The organism is Arthrobacter sp. TMN-50 (assembly GCF_054511125.1).
On record NZ_JBTNDG010000004.1, the window covers coordinates 21,107 to 36,392 of the forward strand.

Below are 15,286 nucleotides of genomic sequence, written 5' to 3' on the forward strand. Positions count from 1 at the left end.
CGTCATGATTGAACTAAGCGCAGCCGAAATCGCGGCAATAACCAGGGGCCATTTGACCCCCACAGCCGCAGCGCGGCAGACCCAGACCGTCAGTTCCGTCGCGGTGGATTCCCGTGATGTACAGGTCGGCGGTCTGTTCGTAGCGAAGCCCGGCGAAACCGCTGACGGACACCAGTTCGTGCCACAGGCCTTCCATCGTGGGGCGGTCCTCGCGCTGGTAGAGCACCCGGTAACCGACGTCGACGGGAACGCCGAGTACCCAGCCGTAATCGTCGACGACGTGGTGCTGGCCATGGGCCGGCTCGCGGCTGAGGTGGTGCGGCGCCTGCGCGCCCACGCGCCGCTAACGGTTATCGGCATCACCGGGTCGGCCGGAAAGACGACCACCAAGGATCTGCTGGCCGGTATCCTCTCGGAGCAGGCACCCACGGTCGCACCGATCGGCTCCTACAACGGCGAGGTCGGTGTCCCCCTGACCGTTTTCGGCGCTGGCTACGACACGAGGTACCTCATCATTGAGATGGGTGCCACGAAGATCGGGCACATCACCTATCTGGCCGACATGGTTGCCCCCGACATCGGAGTAGTCCTGGGTGTGGGCAGCGCGCACGCCGGAGAATTCGGTGGCGTGGAAAACATTGCGCAGGCGAAGTCCGAACTGCTGCGCGCACTGCCCGCCGCCGGAACTGCCATCATGAACGCCGACGACGCCCGCGTGCTCGCAATGGAGAAACGCACCGTCGCGCAGAAGCTGTACTTCACCTCCGACAACACCCATGTCCCCGCTGGGGGCCCGGTGATCCGGGCGACGGCGGTCACCACCACCGCCGCAGGTCACCCAGCCTTCACACTGACCGTCCCCGGCGATGACGCCGCCTACCCGGTCACCTCACGCCTGATCGGCATCCACCAGATCACCAATCTCCTCGCATCAGCATCCGTTGCCGCGGCCCTCGGCATCGCCGGGGCAGACATCGCCGCTGCTCTCTCGCGGCTGGAAGCGCAAAGCCGGTGGCGGATGGAGCGGACCGAACGCGCTGATGGGGTGACAGTCATTAATGACGCATACAACGCCAACCCCGAATCGATGCGGGCGGCGCTTCGCACCATCGCCGAACTTGGGAGGGGCAGGCGCACCTGGGCTGTACTCGGTGAGATGCTCGAATTAGGAGAAGACTCAATCGCCGAGCACGACGCAGTCGGGCGGATAGTGGTCCGGCTCAATATCTCCAAACTCCTGGTAGTGGGGATGGGTGCCCGCGCCCTCTACAACGGCGCCGTCCTTGAAGGGTCCTGGGGCGACGAGGTCCTCTTCGCCGATGACGTGGCAGCCGCCGAGCAAATGCTCGCCACGGCGCTGCAACCCGGCGACCTCGTGCTGTTCAAATCCTCGAACGGGGCCGGGCTTCGATTCCTGGGTGATCGGATAGCATTGTCATCGACCCAAGCACCGTCCACCGCCACGCCTGGAACATCAGTGCCCGGCTCAACTGACCTCCAAGGGGGGCCGCAGCTGTGATTGCGCTACTGATCGGCTCAGCCATGGGCCTGGTGCTGGCACTCGTGGGCACCCCCCTCTTCATCAAGCTGCTCGTGAACCGCGGCTACGGCCAGTTCATCCGCGACGACGGACCAACCGCCCACCACACCAAGCGCGGCACCCCGACGATGGGCGGTGCCGTCATCGTCGGCTCCGTCCTGATTTCCTACTTCGTTACCCATCTCCTGATGGTCTGGGCAGGGGTGTCGACCGGCCCCTCGGCGTCGGGCCTGCTGCTGTTGCTGCTCATGGTGGGCATGGGAATCGTGGGATTCTTCGACGATTATATCAAGATCTCCAAGCAGCGCAGCCTCGGCCTGAGCGCGCCGGCGAAGATCACCGGACAGACCCTGGTCGGCATCATTTTTGCCGTGCTGGCGCTGGGTTTCCCCAACGAGGACGGCCGGACGCCGGCCTCCACGGCGATCTCCTTCATCCGTGACTCGTCGGTCGATCTTGCCTTTGCCGGCACCGTTGTCGGCGCTGTGCTGTTCGTCATCTGGTCGAACCTCATCATCACCGCAGCCAGCAACGGTGTGAACCTCGCCGACGGCCTCGACGGCCTGGCGGCTGGTGCTTCGGTTCTGGTGTTTGGTGCCTACATGTTGATGGGTATCTGGCAGTCCAACCAAAGTTGCGCCCTTGACGAGGTCGCCCGCAGCGTCTGCTACACCGTCCGTGATCCCCTCGATCTGGCCCTCATCGCGGGAACCATGTGCGGTGCCCTGGTGGGATTCCTTTGGTGGAACACCTCACCCGCGAAAATCTTCATGGGTGACACCGGTTCGCTCGCCATCGGTGGGGCGATCGCCGGGTTCGCTATCCTGTCCCGCACCCAGCTGCTGCTCGTCATCCTCGCGGGGCTGTTTGTCATGATTACCCTGTCGGTCATCATCCAGGTCGGTTACTTCAAACTCTCCGGCGGTAAACGCGTCTTTAAAATGGCTCCATTGCAACACCACTTCGAGCTCAAGGGCTGGCAGGAAGTCACCGTTGTGGTCCGGTTCTGGATCCTGGCGGGGCTGTTCGTGGCAACTGCCCTCGGCATCTTCTACGCTGAATGGGTGGTTCTGATATGACTGGAACTCTGCCAGGGGGCGCCCCTGACCTCGATTCGCTGACCACCTGGGATTCCAACTGGCACGGACTGCGGGTGGCCGTGACCGGCATCGGACTCTCCGGGTTTTCGGTCGCCGACACACTCATTGAGCTTGGCGCCCGCGTGGTAGTCATCGATGGTTCCGATTCAGCCGAGAACCGGGCCAAGGCAGACACCCTGTCCATCGTCGGTGCGGTGGACGTCCTCCTCGGCCCAGACCACGCAACCTCCCTCCCTCAAATCGACGGCGCGCTTCCGGACCTGGTGGTGACCTCGCCGGGCTGGGCTCCACAGCAGCCGCTGCTGCGGGCAGCGGCTGACGCCGGCATCGCCGTCTGGGGGGATGTGGAACTGGCATGGCGGGTCAGGATCCGCGAGGGCCGCCCCACCGCCGAGTGGCTGACCATCACCGGAACAAACGGGAAGACCACCACCGTCTCCCTGGTTGAATCGATGCTTCTCGCCGCGGGTCTGCGAGCCGTCGCGGCAGGCAATATCGGCACGCCGATCCTCGATGCCATCAGGGACCCCCAGGGCTACGATTTCATCGCGGTCGAACTGTCCAGTTTCCAGCTGCACTGGATTGGGTCCATTTCCCCCCTAGCGAGTGTGTGCCTCAACGTCGCCGAAGACCACGTGGACTGGCATGGCGGATTCGATCAGTACGCCGCCGACAAGGCGAAGATCTACGCGAACACCAAAGTGGCCTGCATCTACAACGCCGAACAGCCCGCAACCGAGCGCATGGTCGAGGAAGCCGACGTGGTCGAGGGATGCCGTGCCGTCGGTTTTACGACGTCGACGCCGGCCGTCAGTATGGTCGGCGTCGTCGACGACCTGCTCGTGGACCGTGCGTTCATCGAACAGCGCAAGGACTCGGCGATCGAACTGGCTGCTATCACGGAGCTGGGAGAACTGGTTCCCCGGCACCTGGTGGCAAACGCCCTGGCCGCCGCCGCGCTGGTGCGGGCCGCAGGCGTCGAACCAGCGGCCATCCGCACCGGGATCCGGAACTATCAACCCACCGACCACCGCATCCAGCTGGTCTCCTCCCGGGACGGCATCCTCTGGATCAACGACTCCAAGGCGACCAACCCCCATGCCGCGGCGGCCTCCCTGTCAGCATTCCACTCGATAATCTGGATCGCTGGAGGACTCTCCAAGGGGGTCAACTACGACCAGCTGGTCCAGGCGCACGCGAAGCGGCTTAAAGCGGTGGTGCTGATCGGCGCCGACAGTTCGGACCTGATGGCTTCATTGCGCCGACACGCTCCGGATGTTCCGCTGATCGAAGCAGGCACGGGAGAGACTAAAGAGGTGACGTTGTCCGACGAGACCGCGCCCACGCCCCAGGGCGAACGGGTGATGGAATCGGCGGTAAGGGAATCAGCGCGGTTGGCCGGCGACGGCGACACCGTGTTGATGGCTCCGGCGGCAGCATCCATGGATCAGTTTTCCTCCTATGCTCACCGAGGCGAGGCCTTTATCGAGGCAGTCCGCGTGATCGTGGAAGGGCAGGCGAAGACCGCAAAGGAGTTCTAATGGTCACCACGCCCACCCGGCCAGTCCGCCGGAAGCCGGTGATGCGTCAGCATTCCCAGACCGGCACCCAGCTCGCCGCAGCACCGCGCACGCCCAACAGGTCATCACCCGACTCGGCGACAGGACCGGCGGCGACGGGCCTTCGCGCCCGGTTCGGCCGCTTCTGGACCTACCTTGAGGGCAGCGAGAAGCAAGCCAGCGGCGCCAGCTACTACATGATCCTCGGGTCGGCCCTCGCCCTGACAGCGATCGGGCTGATGATGGTGCTCTCAGCCTCGTCCGTTGAGGCGATCGCCGAAGGAACTAGTGAATTCGACCTGTTCCTCCGGCAGGCCCTGTGGGCTGTCGGAGGGCTGGTCATGATGTTACTGCTCTCCCGCTTCGGTGCCCGCACCTACCGGCTCCTGGCGTGGCCCGCGTTAGGGGTAGCAATTGTCCTCCTGGTGCTCGTCCTCGCCATCGGTGTGAGCATCAACGGTAACCAGAACTGGATCCAGATAGGCGGCTTCACCATGCAGCCGTCCGAGCCTGCGAAACTCGCGCTAGCCATTTGGCTGGCCAGTGTGCTGGCCCGGAAGGGTCGGCTGGTCCGGAACTGGAAACACGCCATGATTCCAGCCCTTCCGCTGGGTGGACTGCCCATTGGGCTGGTCCTGCTCGGTGGGGACCTCGGTACGGTGATCATCCTGATGATGATTCTCGCGGCGGCCCTCTTCTTCGCGGGCGCGCCAATGAAAATGTTTACCATTGCCGGTATTGCCGGTATCGCCGGCGCCGTGGTCATGGTCCTGGTCAGCGGAAACCGCAGCGACAGGATCAGTGCCTGGTTGCGGATCAATTGCGACGACGGCCGGGACCTGTGTCTGCAATCCGACAACGGGCTGTTCGCGCTTGCCTCCGGCGGCTGGTGGGGCGTCGGGATCGGGCAGAGCCGGCAAAAGTGGAACTGGATCCCCGAGGCCCACAACGACTTCATTTTCGCCATCATCGGCGAGGAGTTCGGGCTGATCGGGACCCTCGTCGTCGTCGCCCTCTTTGGCATCCTGGCCGTCGCCACCATCCGGGTAGCCCGTCGCTACACCGACCCGTTTGTGCGGATCCTGCTGGGGTCAATCCTGGTGTGGTTGATCGGTCAGGCTTTCGTCAACATCGGCATGGTGACCGGTGTCCTGCCCGTCATCGGTGTCCCGCTGCCCTTCATCTCCTACGGCGGATCGGCGTTGACCTTCACCCTTGCCGCCGTCGGTGTATTGCTCGCCTTCGCCCGTAAGATGCCTCCCGCCCCGGGGTCCGACGCAGCAGCCACCTCAGATTTCCATTCCACAGAAAGCGAACCAGCAACCCGATGAGCGCACCCCCCCTTTCGGTGGTCCTGGCCGGCGGCGGAACCGCCGGCCATATCAGCCCGCTGCTGGCGATAGCCAACGCCTTGGCAGAGATTGAGCCCGGTATCCGCCAGGTGGTGGTGGGCACCGCCGCCGGAATGGAGACCCGGCTGGTTCCGGCCGCCGGCTACCCACTGGAAACGATCGATCGGGTTCCGATGCCACGCCGGCCGTCGGTGGACCTGGTGAAATTGCCGGTTCGGCTAATCCGCGCGGTCCGTCAGGCGTCGGCGGTCCTGGACCGTGCGGACGCTGACGTCGTCGTCGGCGTTGGGGGCTACGTCTCAACACCGCTGTATCTTGCCGCGTGGCGGCGGAAAACTCCCGTCGTGATCCACGAAGCCAACGCCCGCCCGGGCTTGGCCAACCGTCTGGGCTCCCGCATTGCCGCCTCGGTGGCGGTGGCATTCAGGGGGACCGGGCTGCCCGGTGCGCAGGTGGTCGGCATGCCCATGAGACGCAGCATCTCCTCACTCAACCGCGCTGAGGAAAGAGCCGCCGCACGAGCCGTGCTGGGTTTGACCAGCACTCTTCCAGCGCTCATCGTGACCGGCGGATCATCCGGTGCCGTCAGCATCAACCGCGCCGTGACAGCGGTGGCACCGTTGCTCGCCGCCGAAGGCATCCAGGTGCTGCACATCACCGGCGGAGGGAAGGCAGTCACGGGCGCCGACGGCAAGCCGCTGCGCGCCGAGGGCTACCGCCAGGTCGAGTATGTCGACGACATGGAGACCGTCTACGCAGCAGCCGACCTTCTCCTCGCACGTGCCGGCGCCGCAACCGTCTGTGAGGTCAGCGCCGTCGGCCTTCCCGCCGTCTTCGTGCCGCTGCCTCACGGCAATGGTGAACAACGCCGCAACGCAGCCGACCTGATCACCGCCGGCGGTGCCCTCCTGGTGGAGGACGCCTCACTCACTGCGGGCTGGTTGACCGAGCACGTGTTCCCACTCCTGAAAAACCCCGCAGCCCTGAACGCCATGGCCGCCGCAAGCGCCGCCCTGGGTGTCCGGGACGCCGACGTCCAGACCGCCCGGCTCGTCGTCGCCGCGGGACGGAAGGGCCAGTGATGAGCCAGACCGCCAACCTGACACCTGCCAGCCTCGGCCACGTCCACTTCATCGGCCTCGGTGGAGCCGGCATGTCCGCCGTCGCCCGGGTGCTCCTCGGTCAGGGCGTACCGGTCTCCGGGTCCGACGCCGCCGATTCGCGGACCCTGCGGTCCCTCGCCAGCCTTGGTGCGCGCACCGATGTCGGCCACCGCGCCGGGAATGTCGACGGCGCCGACACCGTTGTCATCTCGACCGCCATCAAGACAACTAACCCCGAACTCGCCGCTGCCCGGGAAAAGGGGCTGCGGATTTTGCACCGGTCCCAAGCGCTGGCCGTCGCCATGACCGGGCGGGAAGTCGTGGCCGTCGCCGGCACCCATGGCAAGACCACCACCACCGCCATGATCACCGTCATGCTGCAGGCCACCGGACTGGATCCGTCGTTCGCCATCGGCGGCGACGTGGCAGCACTGGGCGTCAACGCCGCCTGGGCGGAGGGTGGCGTGTTCGTCGCCGAAGCCGACGAATCCGATGGGTCTTTCCTCAACTACTCACCCCGGATCGCAGTGGTCACCAACGTTGAGGCGGACCACCTCGACCACTACGGCACTGCCGCGGCGGTTCATGAAGTATTCGACCGGTTCGCCGCCCTGCTGCCACCTGACGACGGCGTGTTGGTGACCTGCCGTGACGACGACGGCGCCGCAGCCCTCGCCGGACGCGTCGCCGACAGCCGCCGGGTCAGGACCTACGGGTACTCCCCATTCGCGGATGTGCGGATCGATGCGACGGTCTTCGACGGCAGCACTTCAACAAGCATGCTCTTCTTCTCGGTGGACGGGCTTGACAGCGAGCAAGAGCTCCGGCTTGGCGTGCCCGGCGAACACAATGTCAGGAACGCTGCTGCCGCATTCGCCGTGGCGCTTGAGCTGGGAGTCGACCCCGCAGCGGCAGCAGCCGGGCTAGCCTCGTTCTCGGGTGCCGCACGCCGGTTCGAGGCGCGCGGCGAGGGCAGGGGAGTGCGGGTCTTCGACGACTATGCCCACCACCCCACTGAGGTGACAGCGGCGCTTCGGGCGGCACGCGCCGTGGCCGCCGGGCATGAGGTCCACGTTCTCTTCCAACCGCATCTGTTCTCCCGGACCAGGGAATTCGCCGCAGAGTTTGCCACAGCCCTGAGCCTGGCCGACTCTGCCACGGTGCTGGACATTTACGCGGCGCGGGAAGACCCGACGCCGTCGGTGACCAGCCGGCTCATCACTGACCGGCTCACGGTGCCAGGCGGTTACAGCGCTGAGCCGAACGAAGCGGTTAGGGCAGTGGCGGACCGTGCCACCGCTGGAGACATTATTCTCACTGTGGGCGCCGGCGACGTCACCCAGTACGGCGCCGAACTGGTCAGGTTATTGTCACTGCCAGCAACCGGGGCACCAGGTTCATGAGCCGTCGTAAACCCAGCAGACCCGGTACCACATCCCAGCCGGGCACCCCTGCCGGCCCCGTCAGCGTGCCTCGGATTATCAGCAGCAAGGTCTCAATGCTCGACCTCCCGGAGGATCCGTGGCTGCCGCGGACCCAGGAGGAATCAGGCAGCTCGGTGGTCGAGTTCCCCCAGTCGCCCACGAAACGGCGACGTCGGAACCTCATCCTGGGGCTCGTCTTCCTGGTACTGCTGATGGCAGGACTGCTGGCATACCTGATCTTTTCCCCGGCACTCGCGTTGCGCAGCGTCGAAGTGAGCGGAAACACCCTGGTGACCACCGAGGAGGCCACCGCTGCGCTGGAACCGCTGCTCGGTGAACCGCTGCCGCAGATCGTCGATGAGGAAGTGGAGCAACTCCTCGAGGGTTTCGCTCCGATTGAGAGCGTGACCGTCGCCGCAGTTCCACCGTCCGGCCTGGCGGTCACCATCCGCGAACGCGTCCCGGTGGCGATTGTGCAGAACAACAAGCAGTTCGTCCTCATCGATGCTGAGGGCCGCCAACTGGCCTCCGTCAAGGATCGCGACGCCGTGCAGCTTCCCCTGATCGACGGGGGGACCGAGGCGGTGAACAGCGAAGTGTTTTCCTCTATTGCCGCTGTGCTCGCTGCCCTGCCGGAAAGCATCCTGAACCGGCTGGCTCATGCATCGGCCGATTCAGTGGATTCAGTGGAGCTGTCGCTGACCAACGACCAGAGGATTTTCTGGGGGGGCGCCGAGGGGAATCAGGCCAAGGCACTGGTTCTTGAAGCGTTGCTTGCTGCCCCGCCTGCCGATCCGCCGGTCAAGGAATTTGACGTCAGTACACCGTCGAGTCCGGTCACCCGCTAAAGAATTATCCGACACGCGGGCTCGGTGATTGCAGATGAGAGCGCCTGCCCATAGCGTCTTGAATAGAAGTTACTTGACATAACATTGACTTTCAAGTTGAGAGTTAACGTTGATCAACGTGAAGGCTGGGTACAGATCCAGCCGGATCAAGCCCCACACAGCGCATTCGAACAAGGGACACAGGACCGTGGCAGCACCGCAGAATTACTTGGCCGTCATCAAGGTAGTAGGCATCGGCGGCGGTGGCGTGAACGCCGTCAACCGCATGATCGAGGTTGGCTTGCGTGGCGTTGAATTCATCGCCATCAACACCGACGCACAGGCCCTCCTGATGAGCGACGCCGACGTGAAGCTCGACGTCGGCCGGGAATTGACCCGCGGCCTGGGAGCCGGCGCAGACCCGGAGGTTGGACGACGTGCAGCCGAAGACCACGCCGAGGAAATTGAAGAGGTGTTGCGCGGGGCAGACATGGTCTTCGTCACGGCCGGTGAAGGTGGTGGCACCGGAACCGGTGGCGCGCCCGTCGTCGCCCGCATCGCGCGGTCCCTCGGTGCCCTGACCATCGGCGTGGTCACCCGGCCGTTCACCTTCGAGGGTCGTCGCCGGTCCAACCAGGCCGAAACCGGTATCGATACCCTCCGCGACGAAGTTGACACCCTGATTGTGATCCCGAATGACCGGTTGCTTTCCATCAGCGACCGGAATGTGTCGATGCTTGATGCCTTCCGGTCAGCCGACCAGGTACTGCTCTCCGGCGTGCAGGGCATTACCGATCTGATCACCACTCCGGGCCTGATCAACCTCGACTTCGCCGATGTGAAGTCGGTCATGCAGGGTGCCGGGTCGGCCCTGATGGGTATCGGCTCCGCCCGCGGCGAGGATCGCGCGGTCAAGGCCGCCGAACTGGCCATCGCCTCGCCCCTCCTCGAAGCATCGATCGATGGTGCGCACGGCGTGCTGCTTTCCATCCAGGGTGGATCCGATTTGGGTTTGTTCGAAATCAACGAGGCCGCCCGCCTGGTGCAGGAAGTGGCCCACCCCGAAGCGAACATCATCTTCGGTGCCGTCATCGACGACGCCTTGGGCGACGAGGCACGCGTAACTGTCATCGCCGCCGGGTTCGATCAGGTTGATGCCACGTCGCAGCCCAACGCGCAGCTTGCCAAGCCCGTCTCGGCGCCGTCAGTCGGTGCTAGCGTCCCGGTGGCAGCCGCCGCCGTCCCCGCCTCGGCGGGGCTTGGTGCCTGGTCGCAGCGGTCACACCAGTCGGGCAACAACGTGCCGGCGGATTCAGGGTTCGACGTCGATCTGCCAGCCGTGGTGGAGCCGGACTTCTCCTCAAGCCGCTCGGACGAACTCGACGTTCCGGACTTCCTGAAGTAACCATCGACGCCGTGTTCTTCTGGCGGCAGGAAATTACCCCTGGCCGCTGGGTAGCTTTCACGACCGCCGGGGCGGGCAATCTCGCACTCCATGTGGGAGATGAGCCCCTCTCGGTGGGTCAGCGTCGCCGTGACCTGGAGGCCGCGATGGGTGTCGCTGCCGGCTCCCTTCGCTTCATGCACCAAACCCATTCAGCCGACGCGGTGATGGCTCACCCCGGACCGGTCAGCGAGGTGGCGAGCGCCGATGCACTGGTGAGCTCCGACGGGTCGGTTCCCCTGGCGGTCATGGTCGCGGATTGCGTCCCTGTGGTGCTGTCCGCTGGTCAGGGCCCGGGCGGGGCGAGTGCCGTGGTCCACGCCGGGCGTCAGGGGGTCCTTACCGGCGTGGTGGCGAACACCGTCGAGCTGATGCGCCTAGGCGGCGCCCAGGACCTGGTGGCGTGGATCGGCCCAGCCATCTGTGGGCAGTGCTATGAGGTGCCAGAGGAGCTGCGACACGAGGTGGCAGCAGTGGTCCCGGCGGCATGGGCAACCACCCGGTGGGGAACACCCGGCCTCGATTTGCCCGGGGCCGTGCGGAGCCAGCTGGCCACGCTTGGAGTGGGGACCCGCACCGTCGCTGACGATGCCTCGGCCCTGTGTACGCTCGAAAACGAATCCCTGTACTCCCATCGCCGCAGTGCAGCAGCCGGCAGGTTCGCGGGCCTCGTATGGACCACCTGACGCAATCGCCGCGCGCCGAGCAGCTCGCTGGGCGGCTCGCGGCCGTGCGCCGCCGGATCGATCGTGCCGTGTCCGGTGCCGGACGCGCCGACGAACCCGAGCTCATCGTTGTCACCAAATACTTCCCCGCCGACGATCTACGGATCCTGGCGGGGCTTGGCGTCACCGCTATGGGAGAGAGCCGCGACCAGGAGGCCGCGGCCAAGGCCCTGGAGCTTGCAGACCTGGGCCTGCACTGGCATTTCATCGGCCAGCTGCAGACCAACAAGGCGCGCTCGGTGGCGCGCTACGCGGAGGTAGTGCATTCGGTGGATCGGGTACAGCTGGTCCGCGCGCTGGGCAAAGCAGTGGCCACCGAGCGGACCGGCAGCGAGCCGGGATCGCACGCCGCCCTGTCCTGCTTCATTCAGGTTGACCTGTCGAGACCCGACCGCAGTGCGGCGAGCATCAGCGGACATCAGCGAGGCGGGGCAGCCCCCGCCGACGTCGTCGCTCTCGGACATCTGATCGACGGCACTGACGGTCTGGACCTGGCAGGAGTGATGGCCGTTGCCCCCCTCGGAAGGGACCCAGCGGAAGCGTTCGGACAGCTGGCTGAAATCTCGGCGTCCCTGCGCACCGACTTCCCTGCCGCGTCAGGGATCTCGGCTGGGATGAGCGGGGACCTCGAAGCAGCCGTATCGGCTGGCGCGACACACCTCAGAATAGGGTCACAGGTCCTCGGTGATCGCCCGCCCTTGCGGTAGCGTCTGGGCTATACCCAATGACACGACAGGAGCTACCATGGCTGGCGCACTGCGCAAGACAATGATCTATCTTGGGCTCGCCGACGGTGATGAGCACTACGAGTCCGAGCAAAAGAATTCAGCTGGCAGGAACGAGGATCACTCAGTGGATTACGACGGAGATGATCGGCAGGTTGCCGCCCGCCCGGCGACCAAACTCGCACCCGTGGACGAATACCGGGCCCCGGTGACGCCGATCAAGCGGGCGCAGTCCTCACGTGAGGACTCGGCGGCCCTTCGCCAGATCACTACTGTTCACCCACGGTCCTACAACGATGCGAAGCTCATCGGCGAAAGCTTCAGGGACGGCATCCCCGTCATCATGAACGTCACCGATATGGGCGAATCTGACGCCAAGCGTCTCGTCGACTTCTCGGCCGGCCTGGTCTTCGGGCTGCACGGCAGTATCGAACGGGTCACCAACAAGGTCTTCCTCCTGTCTCCCTCCTACATTGAGGTGCTGGGAGAAGACCAGAAAGCCAGCGAGGCGCAGGCTAGTTTCTTCAATCAAAGCTAGCGTGGTTAACTGGTTCACGAGTTCCTCCCGAAGTTTCGTTTTTAGGACTGTGACTGCCGCGTGAGTTTGGTTTTTGTTCTGATCTATCTGGTACTGATGGTGGTACAGATAGCCCTGATAATCCGGATCGTTTACGATGCCGTGCAAATGTTTGCGCGCGGCTGGCGCCCGAAGCGGCTAGCGCTGGTGCTCGCTTCTGGTGTCTACACTGTTACGGATCCGCCAATCAAGGCACTGCGGCGACTCATCCCGCCGCTGCAACTCGGCGGAGTGTCGTTGGATCTGGCATTCCTGGTGGTCTTCCTGGGGGTAACGATCCTCATGTTTGTTGCCGCCAGCCTGGCTACATCCATCTAGCCGGTTAGTTTTCGAGTCTCAAAAGATATACGCTGAATCACATAAATGGTGTGAATTCTAGAGTTTTATGTCCGCAATTCGGTACCGTAGTCAGGTCTGCTTCATAGGCAGGCATGTCTTATAACCACTATGAGGTGACCAGATGGCCCTGACGCCAGAAGATGTTGTCAACAAAAGGTTTCAGCCCACTAAGTTCCGTGAAGGCTACGACCAGGACGAGGTAGACGATTTCCTCGACGAGATCGTCGTCGAACTCCGACGTCTAAACCAGGAGAACGACGAACTGCGGCGCAAGCTCGCCGACGCGTCCTCCTCGACGTCCCAGAACGCTTCGGTGCCCGCCCCAGTGCCGGCGGTCTCACACACTGAAGAGGTCAAGGAAGAACCCAAGGCGAAGGATCAGCCGAAGGTCGAAGAGCCCAAGGTTGAAGAGCCCAAGGTTGAAGAGCGCCCGGCAGCGCCGGCCCCCGCTGCGTCGACGTCCGGCTCGGCTGAATCAGCAGCCGGTGTGCTTGCCATGGCTCAGAAGCTCCACGACGAGTACGTCAACGCGGGTGTTGAACAGCGCGACAAGATCATCGCCGAGGCTCAGATCGAAGCCAGCGGCATGGTCAACGACGCCGAAGAGAAGACCCGCAAGACCCTTGGTGCACTCGAGCAGCAGAAGACTGTGCTTGAGGGTAAGGTTGAGCAGCTGCGAAGCTTCGAACGCGATTACCGTTCACGTCTGAAGGCCTACATCGAGGGCCAGTTGCGTGACCTGGACTCCCGCGGATCGGTCGCCTCAGAAGCCACCGGTTCCTAGGGATCACCCCTGCGCCACCTGATCGGCGCAACCAATTACAGGCATGCCAGGAGGCCGGCCCCGGGACCCCCGGAGGTCGGCCTCTGCCGTAGGCTGGTAAGCAGTGTTGACGCTGCACCTTTCCCCTACCGGCGCAGCCAACGGCAGCGCCAGACCCGAAAGCGTTATGACAGACCAGACACCCGAGCACGGCCTTCCAACAAGCTCTGACGAACCCTCCACGGACCGTGCACCCTCCACGGCTGCCAGCCATCGGCAGCGCACCGGTGCACGCTACGCGCTGCTCTTCGCTGCTTACTGCGCAGTGATCTATGTCGCCGACCAGCTGACCAAGATCTGGGTTGTTTCCACGATGACTGAAGGGCAGATCATCCCGGTGCTCCCGCCGCTGTTGAGCTGGCACTTCATCCGCAACCCTGGCGCAGCGTTTTCTATCGGCACTGACTACACCTGGGTGTTCACCATCATCATGGCTGTCGTGTCGATCGCCATCCTGACGCAGGTCCGCAAGATTGCCTCCTGGTGGTGGGCTACGGCGCTGGGACTGGTCCTCGGCGGTGCCTTGGGCAACCTGACCGACAGGCTGGTCAGGGAACCCTCATTTGGCCAGGGCCATGTTGTTGACTTCATTGCATTCCCCAACTTCGCTATCTTCAACATCGCCGATTCTGCCGTTGTCACGGGGGTCTGCCTGATCTGCCTGCTCACCCTGCGCGGCATCGGTATGGACGGCCAGCGCAGCAATGATGAGCCGCCGGCTGATCCTTCGCCCGGCGGCCCGGTGGACGCCAAGTGAACGCCATTGAACGGGACGAGCGGGTGCCCGCCGAGCTAGGTGGCTCCCGGGCGGATGCTGTACTCGCTGCTGTTGCCGGGGTTTCACGCTCCGCAGCTGCCGCCTGGTGCGTGGCCGGCTTCGTGACCAGCGACGGCAACCCGGTCGGGAAGTCCGATCGTCCTGCCGCTGGCGCGGTGCTCCGGATCCGGGTGCCGGCCAGAGTCGACCCGCTGGCCGTCGTTGTGGAGACCGTTGACGGCATGGGAATCTTGTATGACGACGACGACCTTGTGGTCATCGACAAGCCAGTCGGCGTCGCAGCGCATCCCTCGCCGGGCTGGGTGGGGCCCACCGTCGTCGGCGCCCTCGCCGGCGCGGGCTACCGCATCTCGACGTCGGGAGCTTCCGAACGAGCCGGAATTGTGCACCGCCTCGACGTGGGTACCTCCGGGGCCATGGTGGTCGCCAAAACTGAACATTCCTACACGGTGCTGAAGCGGGCGTTCAAGGAACGCACGGTAGAGAAGGTGTACCACGCGCTGGTGCAAGGGCTCCCGGATCCGCTCGAAGGAACCATAGACGCGCCGATCGGCAGGCACCCCGCCCACGACTGGCGCTTCGCCGTGCTGGAGGACGGGCGGCCCTCCCGAACCCATTACACGGTGCTGGAGGCGTTCGGGAAGGCCAGCCTGCTTGAAGTCAACCTTGAGACGGGCCGGACCCACCAGATCCGGGTCCACTTCTCGGCCCTCCGCCACCCGTGCGTGGGTGACCTGACCTACGGCGCCGATCCGCGCCTGGCCGCCAATCTGGGACTCACCCGCCAATGGCTCCACGCCCAGAAACTCACGTTCGAGCATCCGGTGTCCGGGGAAACGGTCAGCGCGACCAGCCCCTACCCGAACGATCTCCAATACGCCCTCGAAGCCCTGGCTTCCGGCACCATCTGAGCCGGGGCGGCGCGCCTCCGGCTCGGCAGGTCAGCCGGAGGAGGGGGCCGGCTGACCTA

General features: G+C 64.6%; 15 protein-coding genes. All 15 read left to right on the forward strand.

What is annotated here, in order from left to right:
* Positions 1-4: 4 nt before the first annotated feature.
* The 15 genes from ACX80A_RS07515 to ACX80A_RS07585 all read left to right on the forward strand — a co-directional run bounded on the left by ACX80A_RS07515 (position 5) and on the right by ACX80A_RS07585 (position 15,227).
* Entirely contained in the window at positions 5-1,519 is a 1,515-nt protein-coding gene (locus ACX80A_RS07515) for a UDP-N-acetylmuramoyl-tripeptide--D-alanyl-D-alanine ligase (RefSeq protein WP_459259067.1), read from the forward strand.
* A complete protein-coding gene (gene mraY / locus ACX80A_RS07520) occupies positions 1,516-2,619 on the forward strand; it encodes a phospho-N-acetylmuramoyl-pentapeptide-transferase (RefSeq protein WP_459259068.1) in 1,104 nt (367 codons plus the stop codon). The genes ACX80A_RS07515 and mraY overlap by 4 nt, the downstream gene beginning before the upstream one ends.
* A complete protein-coding gene (gene murD / locus ACX80A_RS07525) occupies positions 2,616-4,181 on the forward strand; it encodes a UDP-N-acetylmuramoyl-L-alanine--D-glutamate ligase (protein WP_459259069.1) in 1,566 nt (521 codons plus the stop codon). Before mraY ends, murD begins: the two co-directional genes overlap by 4 nt.
* Positions 4,181-5,530: a putative lipid II flippase FtsW gene (ftsW, locus tag ACX80A_RS07530; RefSeq protein ID WP_459259070.1), complete on the forward strand. Its 1,350-nt coding sequence runs from the start codon at positions 4,181-4,183 to the stop codon at positions 5,528-5,530. Before murD ends, ftsW begins: the two co-directional genes overlap by 1 nt.
* Positions 5,527-6,633: an undecaprenyldiphospho-muramoylpentapeptide beta-N-acetylglucosaminyltransferase gene (gene murG, locus ACX80A_RS07535; protein WP_459259071.1), complete on the forward strand. Its 1,107-nt coding sequence runs from the start codon at positions 5,527-5,529 to the stop codon at positions 6,631-6,633. Before ftsW ends, murG begins: the two co-directional genes overlap by 4 nt.
* Complete coding sequence (gene murC / locus ACX80A_RS07540; RefSeq protein ID WP_459259072.1) at positions 6,633-8,057, forward strand: UDP-N-acetylmuramate--L-alanine ligase; 1,425 nt, start codon at positions 6,633-6,635, stop codon at positions 8,055-8,057. Before murG ends, murC begins: the two co-directional genes overlap by 1 nt.
* Positions 8,054-8,926 (forward strand): cell division protein FtsQ/DivIB, encoded by an 873-nt coding sequence (locus tag ACX80A_RS07545; RefSeq protein WP_459259073.1) that lies wholly within the window; start codon positions 8,054-8,056, stop codon positions 8,924-8,926. The genes murC and ACX80A_RS07545 overlap by 4 nt, the downstream gene beginning before the upstream one ends.
* Positions 8,927-9,113: 187 nt before the next feature.
* Positions 9,114-10,310, forward strand: coding sequence for a cell division protein FtsZ (ftsZ, locus tag ACX80A_RS07550; RefSeq protein ID WP_459259074.1), 1,197 nt, complete (start codon positions 9,114-9,116; stop codon positions 10,308-10,310).
* Between the two features lie 11 nt (positions 10,311-10,321).
* The gene (locus ACX80A_RS07555; RefSeq protein WP_459259075.1) at positions 10,322-11,035 is read left to right on the forward strand and encodes a polyphenol oxidase family protein; all 714 of its coding nucleotides are present in this window, start codon (positions 10,322-10,324) and stop codon (positions 11,033-11,035) included.
* Positions 11,023-11,781 carry a YggS family pyridoxal phosphate-dependent enzyme gene (locus ACX80A_RS07560; protein WP_459259076.1) on the forward strand — a complete coding sequence of 253 codons (759 nt, stop codon included), beginning with the start codon at positions 11,023-11,025 and terminating at the stop codon, positions 11,779-11,781. Before ACX80A_RS07555 ends, ACX80A_RS07560 begins: the two co-directional genes overlap by 13 nt.
* A 37-nt stretch (positions 11,782-11,818) precedes the next feature.
* Positions 11,819-12,337, forward strand: coding sequence for a cell division protein SepF (locus ACX80A_RS07565; protein WP_459259077.1), 519 nt, complete (start codon positions 11,819-11,821; stop codon positions 12,335-12,337).
* A gap of 60 nt (positions 12,338-12,397) precedes the next feature.
* Entirely contained in the window at positions 12,398-12,694 is a 297-nt protein-coding gene (locus ACX80A_RS07570) for a YggT family protein (protein ID WP_459259078.1), read from the forward strand.
* Positions 12,695-12,836: 142 nt separating this feature from the next.
* Entirely contained in the window at positions 12,837-13,499 is a 663-nt protein-coding gene (locus ACX80A_RS07575) for a DivIVA domain-containing protein (RefSeq protein WP_459259079.1), read from the forward strand.
* Positions 13,500-13,665: 166 nt separating this feature from the next.
* The gene (gene lspA / locus ACX80A_RS07580; protein ID WP_459259222.1) at positions 13,666-14,295 is read left to right on the forward strand and encodes a signal peptidase II; all 630 of its coding nucleotides are present in this window, start codon (positions 13,666-13,668) and stop codon (positions 14,293-14,295) included.
* Positions 14,292-15,227 carry an RluA family pseudouridine synthase gene (locus tag ACX80A_RS07585; protein ID WP_459259081.1) on the forward strand — a complete coding sequence of 312 codons (936 nt, stop codon included), beginning with the start codon at positions 14,292-14,294 and terminating at the stop codon, positions 15,225-15,227. Before lspA ends, ACX80A_RS07585 begins: the two co-directional genes overlap by 4 nt.
* Positions 15,228-15,286: the final 59 nt, after the last annotated feature.

Bases quoted from the DNA above. Each gene is read 5' to 3' on its own strand.
- murD (WP_459259069.1), top strand. From the start codon at position 2,616: ATGACTGGAACTCTGCCAGGGGGCGCCCCTGACCTCGATTCGCTGACC.
- lspA (WP_459259222.1), top strand. From the start codon at position 13,666: ATGACAGACCAGACACCCGAGCACGGCCTTCCAACAAGCTCTGACGAA.
- ACX80A_RS07515 (WP_459259067.1), top strand. From the start codon at position 5: ATGATTGAACTAAGCGCAGCCGAAATCGCGGCAATAACCAGGGGCCAT.
- ACX80A_RS07545 (WP_459259073.1), top strand. From the start codon at position 8,054: ATGAGCCGTCGTAAACCCAGCAGACCCGGTACCACATCCCAGCCGGGC.
- ACX80A_RS07560 (WP_459259076.1), top strand. From the start codon at position 11,023: ATGGACCACCTGACGCAATCGCCGCGCGCCGAGCAGCTCGCTGGGCGG.
- murG (WP_459259071.1), top strand. From the start codon at position 5,527: ATGAGCGCACCCCCCCTTTCGGTGGTCCTGGCCGGCGGCGGAACCGCC.
- ACX80A_RS07575 (WP_459259079.1), top strand. From the start codon at position 12,837: ATGGCCCTGACGCCAGAAGATGTTGTCAACAAAAGGTTTCAGCCCACT.
- ftsW (WP_459259070.1), top strand. From the start codon at position 4,181: ATGGTCACCACGCCCACCCGGCCAGTCCGCCGGAAGCCGGTGATGCGT.
- ACX80A_RS07565 (WP_459259077.1), top strand. From the start codon at position 11,819: ATGGCTGGCGCACTGCGCAAGACAATGATCTATCTTGGGCTCGCCGAC.
- murC (WP_459259072.1), top strand. From the start codon at position 6,633: ATGAGCCAGACCGCCAACCTGACACCTGCCAGCCTCGGCCACGTCCAC.